The 14,985-nt window shown below is 70.3% G+C and carries 11 protein-coding genes and 1 pseudogene; 9 read left to right on the forward strand and 3 right to left on the reverse strand.

The window, feature by feature from the left end:
* The first annotated feature begins 214 nt into the window (after nt 1-214).
* The gene (locus H343_RS0101535; RefSeq protein ID WP_028429700.1) at nt 215-1,030 is read left to right on the forward strand and encodes an SAM-dependent methyltransferase; all 816 of its coding nucleotides are present in this window, start codon (nt 215-217) and stop codon (nt 1,028-1,030) included.
* Nucleotides 1,031-1,224: 194 nt separating this feature from the next.
* On the opposite strand, the gene H343_RS0101540 is transcribed toward H343_RS0101535, so the two are convergent.
* Nucleotides 1,225-2,442 carry a CapA family protein gene (locus H343_RS0101540; RefSeq protein ID WP_028429701.1) on the reverse strand — a complete coding sequence of 406 codons (1,218 nt, stop codon included), beginning with the start codon at nt 2,440-2,442 and terminating at the stop codon, nt 1,225-1,227.
* A gap of 296 nt (nt 2,443-2,738) precedes the next feature.
* Between H343_RS0101540 and H343_RS0101545 the strand changes: the two genes are divergently transcribed.
* Together H343_RS0101545 and H343_RS0101550 are read left to right on the forward strand one after the other, a co-directional pair.
* Nucleotides 2,739-4,580, forward strand: coding sequence for a bifunctional metallophosphatase/5'-nucleotidase (locus H343_RS0101545; RefSeq protein ID WP_028429702.1), 1,842 nt, complete (start codon nt 2,739-2,741; stop codon nt 4,578-4,580).
* Between the two features lie 313 nt (nt 4,581-4,893).
* The gene (locus H343_RS0101550; RefSeq protein WP_028429703.1) at nt 4,894-5,127 is read left to right on the forward strand and encodes a hypothetical protein; all 234 of its coding nucleotides are present in this window, start codon (nt 4,894-4,896) and stop codon (nt 5,125-5,127) included.
* Nucleotides 5,128-5,273: 146 nt separating this feature from the next.
* On the opposite strand, the gene H343_RS0101555 is transcribed toward H343_RS0101550, so the two are convergent.
* Nucleotides 5,274-5,750 carry a phospholipase gene (locus tag H343_RS0101555; RefSeq protein WP_028429704.1) on the reverse strand — a complete coding sequence of 159 codons (477 nt, stop codon included), beginning with the start codon at nt 5,748-5,750 and terminating at the stop codon, nt 5,274-5,276.
* A gap of 1,064 nt (nt 5,751-6,814) precedes the next feature.
* Between H343_RS0101555 and H343_RS0101560 the strand changes: the two genes are divergently transcribed.
* The 4 genes from H343_RS0101560 to H343_RS28260 all read left to right on the forward strand — a co-directional run bounded on the left by H343_RS0101560 (nt 6,815) and on the right by H343_RS28260 (nt 13,602).
* Nucleotides 6,815-7,027: a hypothetical protein gene (locus H343_RS0101560; RefSeq protein ID WP_028429705.1), complete on the forward strand. Its 213-nt coding sequence runs from the start codon at nt 6,815-6,817 to the stop codon at nt 7,025-7,027.
* 282 nt (nt 7,028-7,309) lie between these two features.
* Complete coding sequence (locus tag H343_RS0101565) at nt 7,310-8,116, forward strand: HlyD family efflux transporter periplasmic adaptor subunit (protein WP_028429706.1); 807 nt, start codon at nt 7,310-7,312, stop codon at nt 8,114-8,116.
* Between the two features lie 245 nt (nt 8,117-8,361).
* Complete coding sequence (locus tag H343_RS0101570) at nt 8,362-10,479, forward strand: NHLP family bacteriocin export ABC transporter peptidase/permease/ATPase subunit (protein ID WP_486586759.1); 2,118 nt, start codon at nt 8,362-8,364, stop codon at nt 10,477-10,479.
* A gap of 309 nt (nt 10,480-10,788) precedes the next feature.
* Entirely contained in the window at nt 10,789-13,602 is a 2,814-nt protein-coding gene (locus H343_RS28260) for an NHLP bacteriocin export ABC transporter permease/ATPase subunit (protein WP_078504953.1), read from the forward strand.
* 18 nt (nt 13,603-13,620) lie between these two features.
* Here H343_RS28260 and H343_RS0101580 read toward each other — a convergent pair whose 3' ends face one another.
* A complete protein-coding gene (locus tag H343_RS0101580; protein ID WP_028429708.1) occupies nt 13,621-14,202 on the reverse strand; it encodes a dihydrofolate reductase family protein in 582 nt (193 codons plus the stop codon).
* Nucleotides 14,203-14,359: 157 nt separating this feature from the next.
* Between H343_RS0101580 and H343_RS35730 the strand changes: the two are divergent.
* Nucleotides 14,360-14,512 (forward strand): annotated as a pseudogene (locus H343_RS35730) (TetR/AcrR family transcriptional regulator); the annotation flags it as partial.
* 39 nt (nt 14,513-14,551) lie between these two features.
* Entirely contained in the window at nt 14,552-14,938 is a 387-nt protein-coding gene (locus tag H343_RS0101585) for a hypothetical protein (protein WP_486586760.1), read from the forward strand.
* Nucleotides 14,939-14,985: the final 47 nt, after the last annotated feature.

Here is a 14,985-nt window from a genome sequence, read left to right on the forward strand (position 1 = left end):
CTCCGATGCCGGGAAACGATAGAGGAGCGCCCGAGGGCACCCGGCCACCCGTACGTCCGCCGCCGGGAAGCGGCACCCGAACGCCGGACTCCATCATCCGCCCCGTAGGCCGACGTGGAACCCTTGCACCCCAAAGCCCCCCAGCGGCAGGCCAGTTGGGATCTACCATCATCAGCCGGCCGCAACCCGGCCCACTTTCGAGAAGAGGTGCTTCATGACGGACGACGACGTCGAGCGGGACCCGGAGCTCCAGACCAAGATCGACACCACCGTGCCCCAGTCCGCCCGGATCTGGAACTACTGGCTGGGCGGCAAGGACAACTACGAGGTCGACCAGGTCGCCGGCGACCAGTTCCGCGAGATCTACCCGGGCATCGAGGACGGTGCCCGCGCCGCCCGCTACTTCCTCGCCCGCGCCGTACGCCACCTGGCCGGAGAGGCCGGCATCAGCCAGTTCCTCGACATCGGCACCGGCCTGCCCAACGTGGACAACACCCACCAGATCGCCCAGCGCGTGAACCCGCAGGCCAAGATCGTCTACGTCGACAACGACCCGCTCGTGCTGGCACACGCCCGCGCGCTGCTCACCAGCACCCCCGAAGGTGTCACGCACTACGTGGACGCGGACCTGCGCGACCCGGGGACCATCCTGCGGGAGGCCGGGCGCATCCTGGACTTCTCCCGGCCCGTGGCTCTGATGCTCATGGGCATCCTCGGCCACATCGAGGACTACGACGAGGCACGTTCGATCGTGCGCACACTCACGGACGCGCTGCCGCCCGGCAGTCATCTGGTGCAGTACGACAGCACCGACACCAGCGACGCCTACGTGGAGGCGCTGCGCCTCTACAACGAGGGCGGCTCCGCCCCCTACATCCTGCGCAGCCCGGAGCAGATCACCCGCTTCTTCGACGGGCTGGAACTGCTGGAGCCGGGTGTGGTCTCCTGCCCGCGCTGGCGGCCGGAGGCCATGCCCGTGGGCGGTCCCGTGGACGTCGACCAGTACGGCGGTGTGGCCCTGAAGAGGTAGGCGGGGCAGGGCACTCGGGCTGCGGCGGCCCCTCCGTACGTCCGCACGCGGGCGGCGCGTACGGAGGGGCCGGGGACGCACGGGCGGCGGGGCGGCCGGGCGACGGGCCTCGGGGCCGGGGCCGTGCCTGCCTGCGCTGCCGGACCACCCGCACCGCCATGCCTCCCGCGCCTCCCGCGCCTGCCCCCGCGGGATCAGCGGCCCATGCGCAGGCCCTGTTCCGCCGCACCCCTGCTGAGGACGGCCTGTCTGATCTTCCGGTACGCCTCGGAGCGGCCGGCACCGGACGAACGGGCCTCCTCCGAGGCCAGGTTGACCACCCTGATCCGTGGCGCCGTCTGCACGAGGAAGGGAATGAACTCGGCCTTCCGCACGGACCACTCGCCCTTCCCGCCGGCGGCCCTCCCCTCCCCCCTGTCTCCCGCTCTCTTCCCGGCGCCCGGCGGTACGAAGGTGAAGCGGGCCGCCGAACTCATGGAGCCGCGCGGGTCGTTCATCTTCCCGGCGAGCTGATCGCCCATCCCGTAGACGACCCAGGTGCCGTTCACCTTCTCGTACGCCTGCGGCACATGCGCGTGCGTACCGATGATGAGGTCGATGTCCTTGCGGCCGTTGCTGCGGGAGCGGGTCAGCCGGTCGGCCAGGGCCTTCTGCTGCGCGTCCGGCGCCTGCTGCCACTCCGTGCCCCAGTGCAGGCTCGCCACGACGACGTCCGCGCCCGCGCGGCGTGCGGCGCGGGCGTCGGCGATGATGCGCTCCGGGTCGATGAGGTCCACCGCCCAGGACTGCTTCTTCGGCACGGGTATGCCGTTGGTGCCGTAGGTGTAGGCCAGTTGGGCCACGGTCGCTCCCCCGGCCTTCATCACGGCCGGGCTGCCGCGCCGGCTCGCCGAGGCGGCGGCCCCGGCGTGCTTCAGCCCCGCCTCTTCCATGACCGACAGGGTGCGGCGGACTCCTTCGACACCGGCGTCCATGCTGTGGTTCGAGGCGGCGGAGCAGCTCTCGTAACCGGTGTCCTTGACGGCGGACGCCACTTCCGGGGGCGTCCTGAAGGCCGGGTAGCCGGTGAAGGGGCCGCCCGCGCGGCCGTAGACGGTCTCCATGTGGCATATCGCCAGGTCGGCCCGGGAGGCGAGGGGCTTGGCGCCGGAGAGCATCTCGCGGAAGTCGTATCCGGAGCCGCCCGCGTCCTCACGGGCCTGCCGTATGACCGAGTCGTGGGAGAGGATGTCGCCGGTCGCCAGAAGGGTGAACGGCCGCTGTCCCTCCCCGGGCGAGGGCCGGCTCTTCGCCGCGTCCTCGCGGCCCCGTTCCCGCTGCGTGTGGTCCTGCGCGCTGCCGCAGGCGGAGACCGTTCCCAGCAGCGTCGTCGCGGCGGCGAGGAGGGCGGCCTGGCGTATGTACGTGATCATGGCGGGTTCTCGCTCTTCCTTGAGGAGGTCGACAACGACAAACCCAGATATATGGCCTGCAAACGGACAGCGCCCCGGCTGGCGGCCGAACGGCGCAACGTTCCGCCCGTCCGCACCTCCCACGGACCCCGCCCGGGGACGTACCGGCCCGAAGAGGGCACCGCCTCCCGGCGGGCGGGCCGCGAGCGCCGTACACCTCCGTCCCGCAACCCTGTCGTTACCGCAACAGTCCTGCGGCACTACGCGCGTTGACCGTAGGCTGCCCAGCGCCCGTGCAGTCCACGAAGGGGAACTCGATGTCAGCGAAACCTCAACGGCGCAGACGACTGAGCCGGTTGTCGGCAGGCGTGGCGGCGCTGGCCGCCGTCGGCGTGCTCTCCGCCGCCCTGCCGGCGGGGTCGGAAAGCGGCCAGGCCCAGGCCCGGTCCGGTCAGCAGAGCCAGTCCGGTCAGGCCGGTCAGTCCCACGGCCGTACGGTCGACGTCCAGTTGCTCTCCTTCAACGACTTCCACGGCAACATCGAGCCGCCCGCCGGCTCCTCGGGCGAGGTCTCACGGCTGAAGCCCGACGGCACCACGGAGACGGTCGAGGCCGGGGGCGCGGAGTACCTGGCGACGTCGCTGCGGAAGGCCCGCAAGGGCAACCCGTACAGCGTCACAGCCGCCGCGGGTGACCTGATCGGCGCCAGCCCGCTGGTCTCGGGCCTCTTCCACGACGAACCCACCATCGAAGCGCTCAACAAGGCCGAGCTGGACGTGGCGGGCGTCGGCAACCACGAGTTCGACGAGGGCCGCGAGGAGCTCCGGCGGATGCAGGACGGCGGCTGCCACCCGGAGGACGGCTGCGCCGAGGAGGGCAAGACCTTCAAGGGCTCCGACTTCCCCTACCTCGCCGCCAACGTGACGGACGAGAAGACGGAACGCCCGATCCTCAAGCCCTACACGGTGTGGAAGAAGAAGGGCGTGAAGATCGGCTTCATCGGGGTCACGCTGGAGGGCACCCCCGACATCGTCACGGAGGAGGGCGTCAAGGGCCTGAAGTTCCACGACGAGGTCGAGACGGTCAACAAGTACGCCGAGAAGCTGCACAAGATGGGCGTGAAGTCCGTCGTCGCGCTGATCCACGAGGGCGGCTCCCCGGCGAAGCCGGAGTACAACTACGACTGCGACAGCCCCGGCCCGGGTGACGGCATCTCCGGCCCCGTCACCGACATCGCCAAGGGCATCACCCCCAAGGTCGACGCGCTGGTCACCGGCCACACCCACCAGGCGTACGCCTGCACCGTGCCGGACCCCGCCGGCGACCCCCGCACGGTCACCTCCGCGTCCTCCTTCGGCAAGCTCTACACGGACACGACACTCACGTACGACCGCCGCACCCACGACATCGTGCGTACGGGCGTGGAGTCGGCCAACCACGTGGTGAGCCGCGAGCAGAAGAAGGCCAAGGACATCACCTCGCTCATCGAGCGCTGGAACGAGCTCGCGGAGCCCATCGCCAACCGGCCCATCGGCTACATCTCCGACGACATCGCGGGCCGCGGCGCCACCACACCCGAGTCGCCGCTGGGCGACCTCATCGCGGACGCCCAGCTCGAGGCGATGAAGCCGGAGGACAACGGGGGCGCCCAGCTCGCGCTGATGAACCCCGGCGGCATCCGCTCCGACCTCACCCACGCGGCATCGGGCAGCGAGGGCGACGGCGTGGTGACCTATGGGGAAGGGTTCACCGTGCAGCCCTTCACCAACATGATGACCGCGATCGACCTCACCGGCGAGCAGCTGATCACCGCGCTGCGGCAGCAGGTGAGCGGGGCCAACGAGGAGTCGCCGAAGATCCTCCAGGTCTCGGAGGGCTTCACCTACACCCTGGACATGACGAAGTCCGGTGAGGACCGCGTCGTCGAGGACTCGGTGAAGCTCGACGGAGAGGCGATCGACCCGTCGGCGACCTACCGCGTCGCGATGAACGAGTTCCTGGCGGGCGGCGGCGACGGCTTCGCGGCCTTCAAGGACGGCAAGGACAAGTTCGTCGGCGAGTCCGACCTGGACGCGCTGGAGGCGTACTTCGGCGAGCACTCCTCGGAGTCCGGCCCGCTCGCGCCGCCGGAGGCGGACCGCATCGAGGTCGTGGAGTAACGAGCCGCACGGGTACGTTCGCGCTCGCCGCGTCCCTGCCCGTGAGAGGCGGCAGCCTGTGCGGCGCGACTGCCCGGCGGGGGGCTCCCCCGCCGGGCAGTCGTATGCGCGCTGACGCCCCGCGTCCCCCGCATGGGGGAACGCCGCAGGTGGGAGGCGGAGTAAGAGAGCCCCTGATGGTGTGTCACAGGGGTCGGTGGTGGTTTGAGGGCGGCGGAGCGTGCTACCCGCCGCAGCGGCGCTCCCGTGCGCCGCACACGTACACGACCGCTGTGGAACCCGATCCCCTTCACGCTACGCAAGGAGCCATGAGATGGCCGTATGTGAGGTCTGCGGAAACGACTACGAGGGCGCGTTCGAAGTCCGTGCGGCCGGCGCCGTGCACGTCTTCGACAGCTTCGAATGTGCCGCGCAGAGGATGGCGCCCATCTGCGAGAACTGCGGGTGCCGCATCCTGGGGCACGGCCTGCAGGCGGAGGGGCAGTTCTTCTGCTGCGCGAACTGCGCACGCATGCAGGGCCGCATGGAGCTGGCGGACAGCGTCTGAGGGCCCGGCGGGGGGCCTGCGGACCGGACCGCCCGGGGGCCCGGCGGGCAGGCGGCCCTCTCAGCCGGTGACGCGGAGACGGGGAACGCCCCGCGCACGGGCGCGGGGCGTTCCGTCCATGGTCATTCCGCGGCGGCGGTGGCCTGTCAGCCCACCGGGCTGGCCTTCTCGAAGCCGAGGACCACGACTGCCTGGTAGTAGGTCCACGCGAGACCGTCGCAGGACGTCTTGGTCGCGCCGTCGTAGCCGGCGCACACACGCTTGAGGTCCTCGTAGAAGGCGCTGTCGACCCGGGCCTTGTTGGCCTCGAAGGTGCCCTGTGCCTTGTAGTTGCGGTAGCCGAAGTCGTGCCGGATGCACCCGTTCTCGAAGGGGAAGCCGAACGGGTTGTCGGGGGACGAGGAGCACTTGTCCGTCGACCAGTCGAAGTTGTAGTCGGCCCAGGAGCCCTGGTTGGCCCGGGCGGAGAGGAAGGCGCTCTGGCTTGAAGCGCTGGTCTGCGTCCAGCTCGAGAGCACCTGCGGCTTGTCGGCGGGGTCGGCGACAGCGGTCGTGGCTGATCCGATCACGGCAAGGAGAGCCGTCGAGGTGACGACAAGGCCCGCGGTGAGTCTTCGATGCATTTCATGCCTCCGTGGGGGAAGAGGTCCTGACGCCGGACCGTTGCAGCTTCAGCATGAGCATGACAGAACAATCGCCTCCCAAGTAGCTTCCTGCACCGAGGAATTCGTACTCCTCGCACATCGGCGAGAACGAGAAGCGCAGCGGGGAGTCACGCTCGGCCCCGCCCGTACGGGCACCGGCTGCGTCCGCCCCGCTCGCTCTGCCCGCACGGGCACCGGCGGACGCTCCGCGGAGCCCCCGGAAACGGCCTGAGGCTCCGGGGCGACCCCGGAGCCTCAGTTGCCAACGTGGGGGAAGAGACCCACGACCAGCCTGCACATCAACAACGAAGCGACCGTTGCAATGTCACGGTTTCTCGACATCTCTGACGTTGTCATTCAAAACTGATAAATAAATCTCCCGGCGACGACCGCTAATCCGCAGGAACCCGGAGGACCGGGGCTGCCGCCCCGGAGCAGGCCCCGCACCGCACCGACCACTGAACCGAGCCGCCACCCCGTTCACACGGTCCCCGCCGCGCGCTCGGGCGGCTCCGCACGCGCAGGCAGCGTGCGGACGTCTGCGCGGACACGGAGCGGAAGGAGGGGGTGTTTACGGGACTTGGTCAACAGGCCCAGGTCAGAGGGTGTTTCGCGCTGCGGGGCCGCCCGTACCGGAGTGATTTCAGCGAACCTGCACAACTGGTCCGTAGGGGAGGCACAGGGCCGTGCGGGAGCCGGCCCCTCCGCGTGACGAGCGGTGACTTTGGGGCGGGAATGTCCAATTGAATCAGGGGAGTTCACCGCGCACGCACCGACAGGGCCGGAGCGACAAGTGAAGGGATCGCCACGAACTCGTGCACATGGCTCCACGTAAGCGAAGCCCATTGCCCTCATCGGCGCGGAACGAGCACACCGGCGAGTGGCCCGGCAGCGCGTCAGCGTGCTTTGATCGGCCCAGACGCGGAAGTTGAACGAATGGTTCCCGTTGTCGGGCATCAGACGACCGCTCACGGCCGGACGGATTCACTTCCGAGCCGGCCGCTGCATAGAGAACATCCAGCAAGCGAAGGGAAGCTCAAATCATGGACGTTACGCCCCAGGTTGAGACCCGCGAGATCGCCGACAACGACCTGGACAACGTTTCGGGTGGCGTCCTCGGCGCCGTCGTCGGCACCGCTGTGAGCACCGCTGACTCCGTCGCCCCGGTCTCGGAGACCGTCGCCACCGTGAACGGCGCCGTCTCCGGCGCCACCGGCGTCGACACCTCCCAGGTCACGGGCCTCGCCGGCCTCTGAGGCGATGCCGGCACCCGGGCAGCACGGCCGGCTTCGCCGAGAGCCGGGCTGCCTGGTGCATCCCAATCCCATTGGGGTGAAGTGAGCCCCGGAACACTCGTTCCGGGGCTTACGGATGCGTTCGGGGGCAGGTCGCACCGGCCCTTCCCGAATTACTGTCAGCCGCTGCCATCCACACGGGCTCCGCGGTTTCACCCCGCACCGATCGACACGCCGAACGGCGTCGTCACCGAATGAGGCGTCGTGCCCGAAAGCAACGAACGCAGTTGAGAGAATAGCCCCGTGCAGTTCAGGCAGAAGGCATTTTCCAAGCTGCAGTCCCCGGAGGAACTCGACCTGCCCGTGCGCTTCGCACGGCCGCAGGGGTGGCTCGTCCTGCTCGTGACGCTCGCCGTCATGGCGGCCGCGGGCTACTGGGCCGTGACCGGCCGCGTCTCCGCGAAGCTCGACGCCCCCGGCGTCCTCACCCACCCCAAGGGCAGCTACGTGCTGCAGAGCCCCGTCTCCGGCCAGGTCGAGCAGGTACTCGCCGAGGAGGGCAGCATGCTGCAGGCGGGCGCCCCCGTGCTGAAGGTGCGTACGGAGCGCGGTTTCAGGGCCGTACGGACGGTGGCCGCGGGCCGCGTGACCACCCTGACGGCCAAGATCGGCTCCGTGGTCACCACAGGCAAGGACGTGGCCACGGTCGAGCGCATCGAGTCGGCCGGCGAACCGCTGGTGGCGATGCTGTACGTGCCGGGCAGCAGTGGTGCCACGGTCCGGCCGGGCGCCCGGGTCGACCTGACCGTCCAGTCGGCGCCGACGGACCAGTTCGGTGTGCTGCGCGGACGCGTGAAGGCCGTCGGCCGGTCCCCCCAGACGCAGCAGCAGATATCCGGCTTCCTCGGCGACGGCCAGCTGGCCGCCCAGTTCTCCAAGGAGGGCCAGCCCGTGGCCGTCCTCGTGCACCTGGAGCGCTCCTCGGCGACGAAGTCCGGCTACGAATGGTCCTCCGAGAAGGGCCCCCCGTTCCGGCTGGACTCCATGACGACGGCCGAAGGCGCGATACACCAGCCCGCGGAGCGCCCCGTCGACTGGCTGCTCCCGTGACCGCGCGGCAGGACAAGCGGCGGGAGAACAAGCGGCGGGAGAACAAGCGCGGAAGGGGCAGCCGGAACCGCCAGGAAGCCGCGGGCGGCCCCCAGCACGAACTGCCGCCCCCCGACAGGGGAAAGCACCGCACGAACAGCCGCGGCGGCGGACGCAGGCACCGCGCGGGCTCCGCCGGGGGCCGTACGCCGAAGTCCGTGCCCAAGCCCAGGTACAAGGCCGTACGCAGCCCGACGGTGCTGCAGATGGAGGCCGTCGAGTGCGGCGCCGCCGCCCTGGCCATGGTCCTGGGGCAGTTCGGGCGTCACGTGCCCCTCGAAGAGCTGCGCATCGCCTGCGGCGTCTCCCGCGACGGCTCGCGCGCCAGCAACCTGCTGAAAGCGGCCCGCAGTTACGGTCTGACGGCCAAGGGCATGCAGATGGAGCCCGCGGCGCTGGCGGAGGTGCCCGGGCCGGCCGTGCTGTTCTGGGAGTTCAACCACTACGTCGTCTACGAGGGCATGGGACGGCGCTTCGGCCGGCGCGGCGTCCACCTCAACGACCCGGACAAGGGGCGGCGGTTCGTCCCGCTGGAGGAGTTCGACACGAGCTTCACCGGCGTCGTCCTCACCTTCGAACCCGGAGAGGACTTCCGGCCGGGCGGCAAGCGCCCCGGCTTCATGAGCGCCATGCCGGCGCGGCTGCGCGGCACGACGGGCACCATGCTGACCGCGCTGCTCGCCAGCCTCCTGCTCGTCGCGGTGGGCGCGGCGGTTCCGGCGCTGAGCCGGACGTACATCGACATGTTCCTGGTCGGGGAACAGACCTCCCTGCTGGGCGTGCTCTTCGCCTCGATGGGCGCCACGGTCGTCCTCACGGCCGCCCTGACCGGACTCCAGCAGGCCAACCTGCTGCGCGGGCGCATCATCTCCTCGACGCTCAGCAGCGCCCGCTTCTTCCGCCATCTGCTCAGGCTGCCGGTCACCTTCTTCGGCCAGCGCAGTCCCGCCGACCTCGTCCAGCGTCTGCAGTCCAACGACACCGTCGCCGAGACCCTGGCGCGGGACCTGGCCGCCGCGGGCGTGGACGCGGTGGTCGTGGTCCTCTACGCCGTCCTGCTGTGGACGTACGATCCGCAGCTCACCGTCGTCGGTGTACTGATCGCGCTGCTGAACCTGGTGGCCATGCGGGTGGTGATACGGCTGCGCGCGACGGGCACCCAGAAGCTGCGCGCGGACACCGCGAAACTGACCAACACCTCCTACACCGGCCTCCAGTTGATCGAGACGATGAAGGCCACCGGCGGCGAGAACGGCTACTTCCGCCGCTGGGCCGGGCAGCACGCCACCACGCTGGAGGAACAGCAGAAGCTCGGGGTGCCCACGGCCGCGCTGGCAGTCGTCGCCCCGACCCTCGCCACCCTCAACAGCGCGATGATCCTGCTCATCGGAGGCATGAGGGCCGTCGAGGGTCACATCTCGATCGGCCTGCTGGTGGCCTTCCAGGCGCTGGTCACGCGCTTCACGGCCCCCATCACGCGGCTGAACGGCGTCGCGGGGCGCATCCAGGACTTCGCCGCCGACGTGGCGAGGCTGAAGGACGTGGAGAACTTCCCCGTGGACCCGCTCTACTCCCGGCGCGCGCCGGCCGCGAGCACCCGCCGCCTCAAGGGCCATGTGTCGCTGGAGAACATCACGTTCGGCTACAGCCCGCTCGACAAGCCGCTGCTGACGGACTTCTCCCTGTCCGTCGGGCCGGGGCGGCAGGTCGCGCTCGTCGGAGGCTCCGGCAGCGGCAAGTCCACTGTCTCCAGGCTCATCTCCGGTCTCTACAGCCCGTGGGAGGGAGTCATCCGTATCGACGGCGAGCGGCTGGAGGACATCTCCCGCAGCGCGCTGGCCGCCTCGGTCTCCTTCGTCGACCAGGACGTCTTCCTCTTCGAGGGCACGGTCCGGGACAACGTGGCGCTGTGGGATCCCTCGATCCCCGACGACGCCGTCACCGCCGCCCTGCGCGACGCCGCCGTGCTGGAGGACTTCGCCCACCGCCCCGGCGGAATCCACAGCCGGGTGGAGCAGGACGGCCGCAACCTCTCCGGCGGCCAGCGCCAGCGCCTGGAGGTCGCCAGGGCACTGGTGCGGCGGCCCAGCATCCTCGTCCTGGACGAGGTGACGAGCGCGCTGGACGCACAGACCGAGCAGCTCATCATCGACAACCTGCGCCGCCGGGGCTGCGCGTGCGTCGTGATCGCGCACCGGCTGAGCACCGTCCGCGACAGCGACGAGATCGTGGTGCTGGAGCGGGGGACGGTCGTCGAGCGCGGGCGGCACGAGGAACTGGTGGCCGCGGGGGGCCAGTACGCCGAACTGGTCAAGGAGCACTGAGTGGCATCCGTCGACGGCTCGGGCGGGCAGGGGACGCCGGAGCAGCAGGGAAGCGGGACGTACGGGACCGGCGCCCACCAGGCCGCGGGGTACGGCACGGGCGCCTACGAGACCGGTGGTTACGAGACGGGCGCCTACGACACCGGCGCGCCGCCCGCCGTGGACGCGGGAGGCGGCATCCCGCAGGCCCGGACCGGCACAGGCGCCGGCACCGGGACGGGCACAGGCGCCGGGACCGGCACCGGTGACACCGTCACCGCTGCCTTCGGTGCGCTGGGCGAACAGGTCGACGTCGTCGGCAGGCGCAGCATGCCGCTGGAGGGTCCTCATGTGCTGTGGCTGGTCACGGCCGGTGCGATGGACCTCTTCGCCGTGGACGCCGTCCAGGAGGGCCACTGGCACTTCCTCGGACGGCTCGAACAGGGAACCCTCCTGCTCGGCCCCGTGCAGGGGCCCGTGCACACCCTGACCGGCAAGCCGCTGCGCGACTGCGTCCTGCGCAGGATCGAGCTGCGGGAGCTTTTCGCTCCCGCGCACGGCGGCGCGTACGGCTCGGCGCCCTCCGGCACTTGGACCGGCGGGAGCAACGGCTGGGACGGGTGGACGGGCGGACACGAGGCGGCGGCTCCCGTCCCCGCCCCCACCTCTCTCGACGCCGCCTTCGCCCTCGGCATCGGCCGCAGCCTCCGCGTCCTCTTCGAGGCGCCGCTGGAGGGCGGGGCGGCCCTGGACGCGGTGGCGCCGGCACCCGGCCACAGCCCCGACGACGACGACATCATGTGGATGACGGTCGGTCCCCGCAGCGTCCAGTACGGCGCCGAGTTCAGCTCGGAGGCGGCGTCCCAGCTCCTCATCGACGGCGCGATGTGGCAGCGCATGGTGGACCAGCAGTTCCGCCTCCAGTCGGCGCTGGACCGCTGGATCGACCGGCTGGAACGCGCGCACGAGGACCGCACGGCCGCGGGCATCGAAGCGGGCGAGAACGTACGGGCTCAGGCGGACCAGGCGCTGCTCGCCTCCATCAACACCACGGGCAAGGGCCCCTCCGGCTCCTCCCGTGCCACGGACGACGCGACGTTCGCCGTCTCCCGTCTCGCGGCGGAGGCCGCCGGAATCAGCCTCACGGCCCCCGAGGAGGGCAACTCCGTCGACGAGCGCACCAATCCGGTGGAGCGCATCGCCCTCAGCTCCCGGGTCCGTACCCGCGTGGTCAGGCTGGGGGACCGCTGGTGGCGGGAGAACACCGGGCCGCTGGTGGGCCAGCGCTCCGGGTCCGGAACGCCCGTCGCGCTGCTGTGGCGGCGCGGCCGGTACGAGGCGGTGGACGCCGCCGGAAGACGCACCGCAGTGGGCAGGAGGAACGCGGGGGACTTCGAGCAGCGCGCCGTGATGTTCTACCGCCCGCTGCCCGAAGAGCCCATGAACGCGTGGCAGTTGCTGCGCTTCTGTCTGCGCGGCACCCGTACGGACGTACGCAGCCTGCTGCTCGGCGGGCTGGTAGCCGTGGGCCTCGGCGCGCTGGTGCCCGTCGCGACCGGACAGGTGCTGGGTGTGTACGTGCCCAACGCCGAAACGTCGCTCATCACGCAGGTCTCGCTGGCGATCGTGCTGAGCAGCTTCGTGACGGCGGCGTTCATGCTGATGCAGAACATCTCCATCCTGCGGATGGAGGGCCGCGTGGAGAGCGCGCTGCAACCGGCCGTGTGGGACCGGCTGCTGCGCCTGCCGACGAAGTTCTTCGCAGAGCGGTCGACCGGTGAACTGGCCAGCGCGGCCATGGGTATCAGCACGATGCGGCGCGTGCTGTCAGGTGTGGGCCCGGTGGCGGTGCAGGCGTGCACGGTCGGCGGGATGAATCTGGTGCTGCTGCTGTTCTACAGCGTGCCTCTCGCGCTGGTGGCTCTCGCCCTGCTGGTCGTCATCGCGGGCGCGTTCATCGGCATGGGTGTGTGGCAGCTGCGCTGGCAGAGCCGTCTGGTCGACCTCAACAACAAGCTGAACAACAAGGCGTTCCAGACTCTACGCGGTCTGCCCAAGCTGCGCGTCGCCGCGGCCGAGAGCTTCGCGTACGCCGCGTGGGCGCAGGAGTTCGCCCGCAGCCGGGAGCTCCAGCAGCGGGTTGGCCGGATCAAGAACGCGACGACGGTTCTCAACTCGGTCTACCTGCCCCTCACTTCACTGATCATGTTCATGCTGCTGGCGGGTCCGGCCCGCGGCACGCTGTCCTCGGCGGGCTTCCTCACCTTCAACACCGCGGTGACGATGATGCTGACGTCGGTGACGCAGCTGACCAACTCCCTCATCTCGGCCGCCGCCGCACTGCCGATGTTCGAGAAGGTCAAACCGGTGCTGCACGAGCCCACCGAGGTGCGCGGCGGAAGCGCCCTGCCCGGTCCGCTCTCCGGCGCCGTCGAGGCACGGCAGCTCTCCTTCCGCTACAGCGACGAGGGCCCTCTGGTACTCGACGACGTCTCCTTCCGTGTGCAGCCGGGCGAGTTCGTGGCAGTGGTCGGTCCGAGCGGCTGCGGCAAGTCGACGCTGCTGCGGCTCCTCATCGGCTTCGACGAGCCGCACTCGGGCAGCGTCCTCTACGACGGCCAGGATCTCGCCGCCCTCGACCAGTCGGCCGTCCGCCGGCAGTGCGGGGTCGTGCTGCAGAACGCGCAGCCGTTCGTCGGCTCGATCCTGGACTCCATATGCGGCGCCGAGATCTTCTCGCACGAAGAGGCCTGGGAGGCCGCCGAGATGGCGGGCCTGGCCGAGGACATCAAGCAGATGCCCATGGGCATGCACACCGTGCTCTCCGACGGCGGAGCGGCCGTCTCGGGCGGTCAGCGGCAGCGGCTGATGATCGCTCAGGCCCTCATCCGGCGCCCGCGCATCCTCTACTTCGACGAGGCGACCAGCGCCCTGGACAACGAGACCCAGCGCACCGTGATCGAGAGCACGCGCAAGCTGCAGGCGTCGCGAGTCGTGATCGCTCACCGGCTCTCCACCGTGATGGACGCCGACAGGGTCCTGGTGATGTCACAGGGGCGGATCGTGCAGCAGGGGACGCCCGCCGCGCTGCTCGCGGACACGGGCGGCCAGTTCCACGAACTGGTCCGCCGTCAGATCCGGTGACCGCACCTCCGGGCCGGCTCAGGACGCCCGGCTGTACCTGCTCACGACCACCCCGTTGCCGAACGTGCTCACCGACTCCAGGGAGAACTCGGTGAAGGCGAACGGGGAGGCGAACATCGGCATCCCGGTACCGAGAACCAGCGGATAGGTCTTGATGATCAACTCGTCCGTCTCGCCGAGCAGTTCACCGGCCATCGCGGACCCTCCGCAGAGGTAGATGCCCAGCCCCTCCTCCTGCTTGAGGGCGCGCACCCGTCCGGTCAGGTCCCCGCCCACGATCTCCACGGCGGGGTCGGGCGAGGTGCCGATGGTGCGCGAGGCCACGTACTGGCGCATGTGCCCGTACGGGCTGGTGATGCCCTCCGCCAGTGCGACGTCGTAGCTGCCCCGGCCCTGGAGGATCGTGTCGAACTTCTTGTTCTCCAGATCGTCGATGCCCAGTGCGCGGCGCCCGTGGGTGGGAAGCGTCTCGGGGAACTCCGCCTTCAGGAACGCGAGGAACTCCTCGTCGACGTACCGGGTGAAGAACTGCCCGTCGCCTCCCGGCGCCCCGATGAAGCCGTCGACCGACGCGGCGACGAAGTAGGTCAGCTTTCGCATGGAGGTCCCCCTTGTCCGTGGGCGATGAGGTGTGGCGGCGTGCTCGCACCCGCGCGACCACTACGGCTAGAGTGCTCCAGGCGTAGTGGTCGCGCAAGGTGATTCTTTCTCGCCGAGCCGGGCGGAGCCCGCGCGGAGCAGAAGGGAGCGGTGAGGGATGGCAAGGAACCCTCAGCGGCGAACAGCCCTTGTCGACGCCGCCATCGAAGTGCTGGCGCGCGAAGGGGCCCGCGGCCTCACCTTCCGAGCCGTCGACACGGAGGCCGGCGTCCCCGCCGGAACCGCGTCCAACTACTTCTCCAGCAGGGACGATCTGCTCACACAGGCGGGCGGCCGCATCCATCTGCGGATGGCGCCCGACCCCGCCGAGGTCGAGACCGCGATGAGCTCGGCCCCCCTCACCCGCGAAGTGGTCGCCGAACTGCTGCGCCGTCTGGTGCGCCGCATGACGCGGGAACGCACCGGATATCTCGCGATGCTGGAACTGCGTCTCGAAGCCACCAGGCGGCCGGCGCTGCGGCTGGAGCTCACCCGCGCCGTACGCTCCGAGTTCGACGAGAGCACGCGCTTCCACCTGGACGCGGGGCTCCCGGGTGACGCCGACACCGTGCTCGTGCTGTATCTCGCCATGACAGGTGTGCTGCTGGAGCACTTCACACTGCCGGGGATGCTCGCCGAGACCGATGTGGACAGCCTGGTGCAGACGGTCGTCGACCGGGTCGTCCCGCGCGAGTGAACACGGGGCGGGCAGGGGCGGGGCGAGCCGTGCCGTGCCGTGCCCTG

This window comes from Streptomyces sp. TAA204, from assembly GCF_000424965.1.

What these genes read in the sequence shown, in the direction of transcription:
- H343_RS0101580 (WP_028429708.1), bottom strand. Translation starts at nt 14,202, where the DNA reads ATGCGAAAGCTGACCTACTTCGTCGCCGCGTCGGTCGACGGCTTCATC.
- H343_RS0101585 (WP_486586760.1), top strand. Translation starts at nt 14,552, where the DNA reads ATGGCGCCCGACCCCGCCGAGGTCGAGACCGCGATGAGCTCGGCCCCC.
- H343_RS0101545 (WP_028429702.1), top strand. Translation starts at nt 2,739, where the DNA reads ATGTCAGCGAAACCTCAACGGCGCAGACGACTGAGCCGGTTGTCGGCA.
- H343_RS28260 (WP_078504953.1), top strand. Translation starts at nt 10,789, where the DNA reads ATGCCGCTGGAGGGTCCTCATGTGCTGTGGCTGGTCACGGCCGGTGCG.
- H343_RS0101560 (WP_028429705.1), top strand. Translation starts at nt 6,815, where the DNA reads ATGGACGTTACGCCCCAGGTTGAGACCCGCGAGATCGCCGACAACGAC.
- H343_RS0101570 (WP_486586759.1), top strand. Translation starts at nt 8,362, where the DNA reads ATGGAGGCCGTCGAGTGCGGCGCCGCCGCCCTGGCCATGGTCCTGGGG.
- H343_RS0101535 (WP_028429700.1), top strand. Translation starts at nt 215, where the DNA reads ATGACGGACGACGACGTCGAGCGGGACCCGGAGCTCCAGACCAAGATC.
- H343_RS0101550 (WP_028429703.1), top strand. Translation starts at nt 4,894, where the DNA reads ATGGCCGTATGTGAGGTCTGCGGAAACGACTACGAGGGCGCGTTCGAA.
- H343_RS0101555 (WP_028429704.1), bottom strand. Translation starts at nt 5,750, where the DNA reads ATGCATCGAAGACTCACCGCGGGCCTTGTCGTCACCTCGACGGCTCTC.
- H343_RS0101540 (WP_028429701.1), bottom strand. Translation starts at nt 2,442, where the DNA reads ATGATCACGTACATACGCCAGGCCGCCCTCCTCGCCGCCGCGACGACG.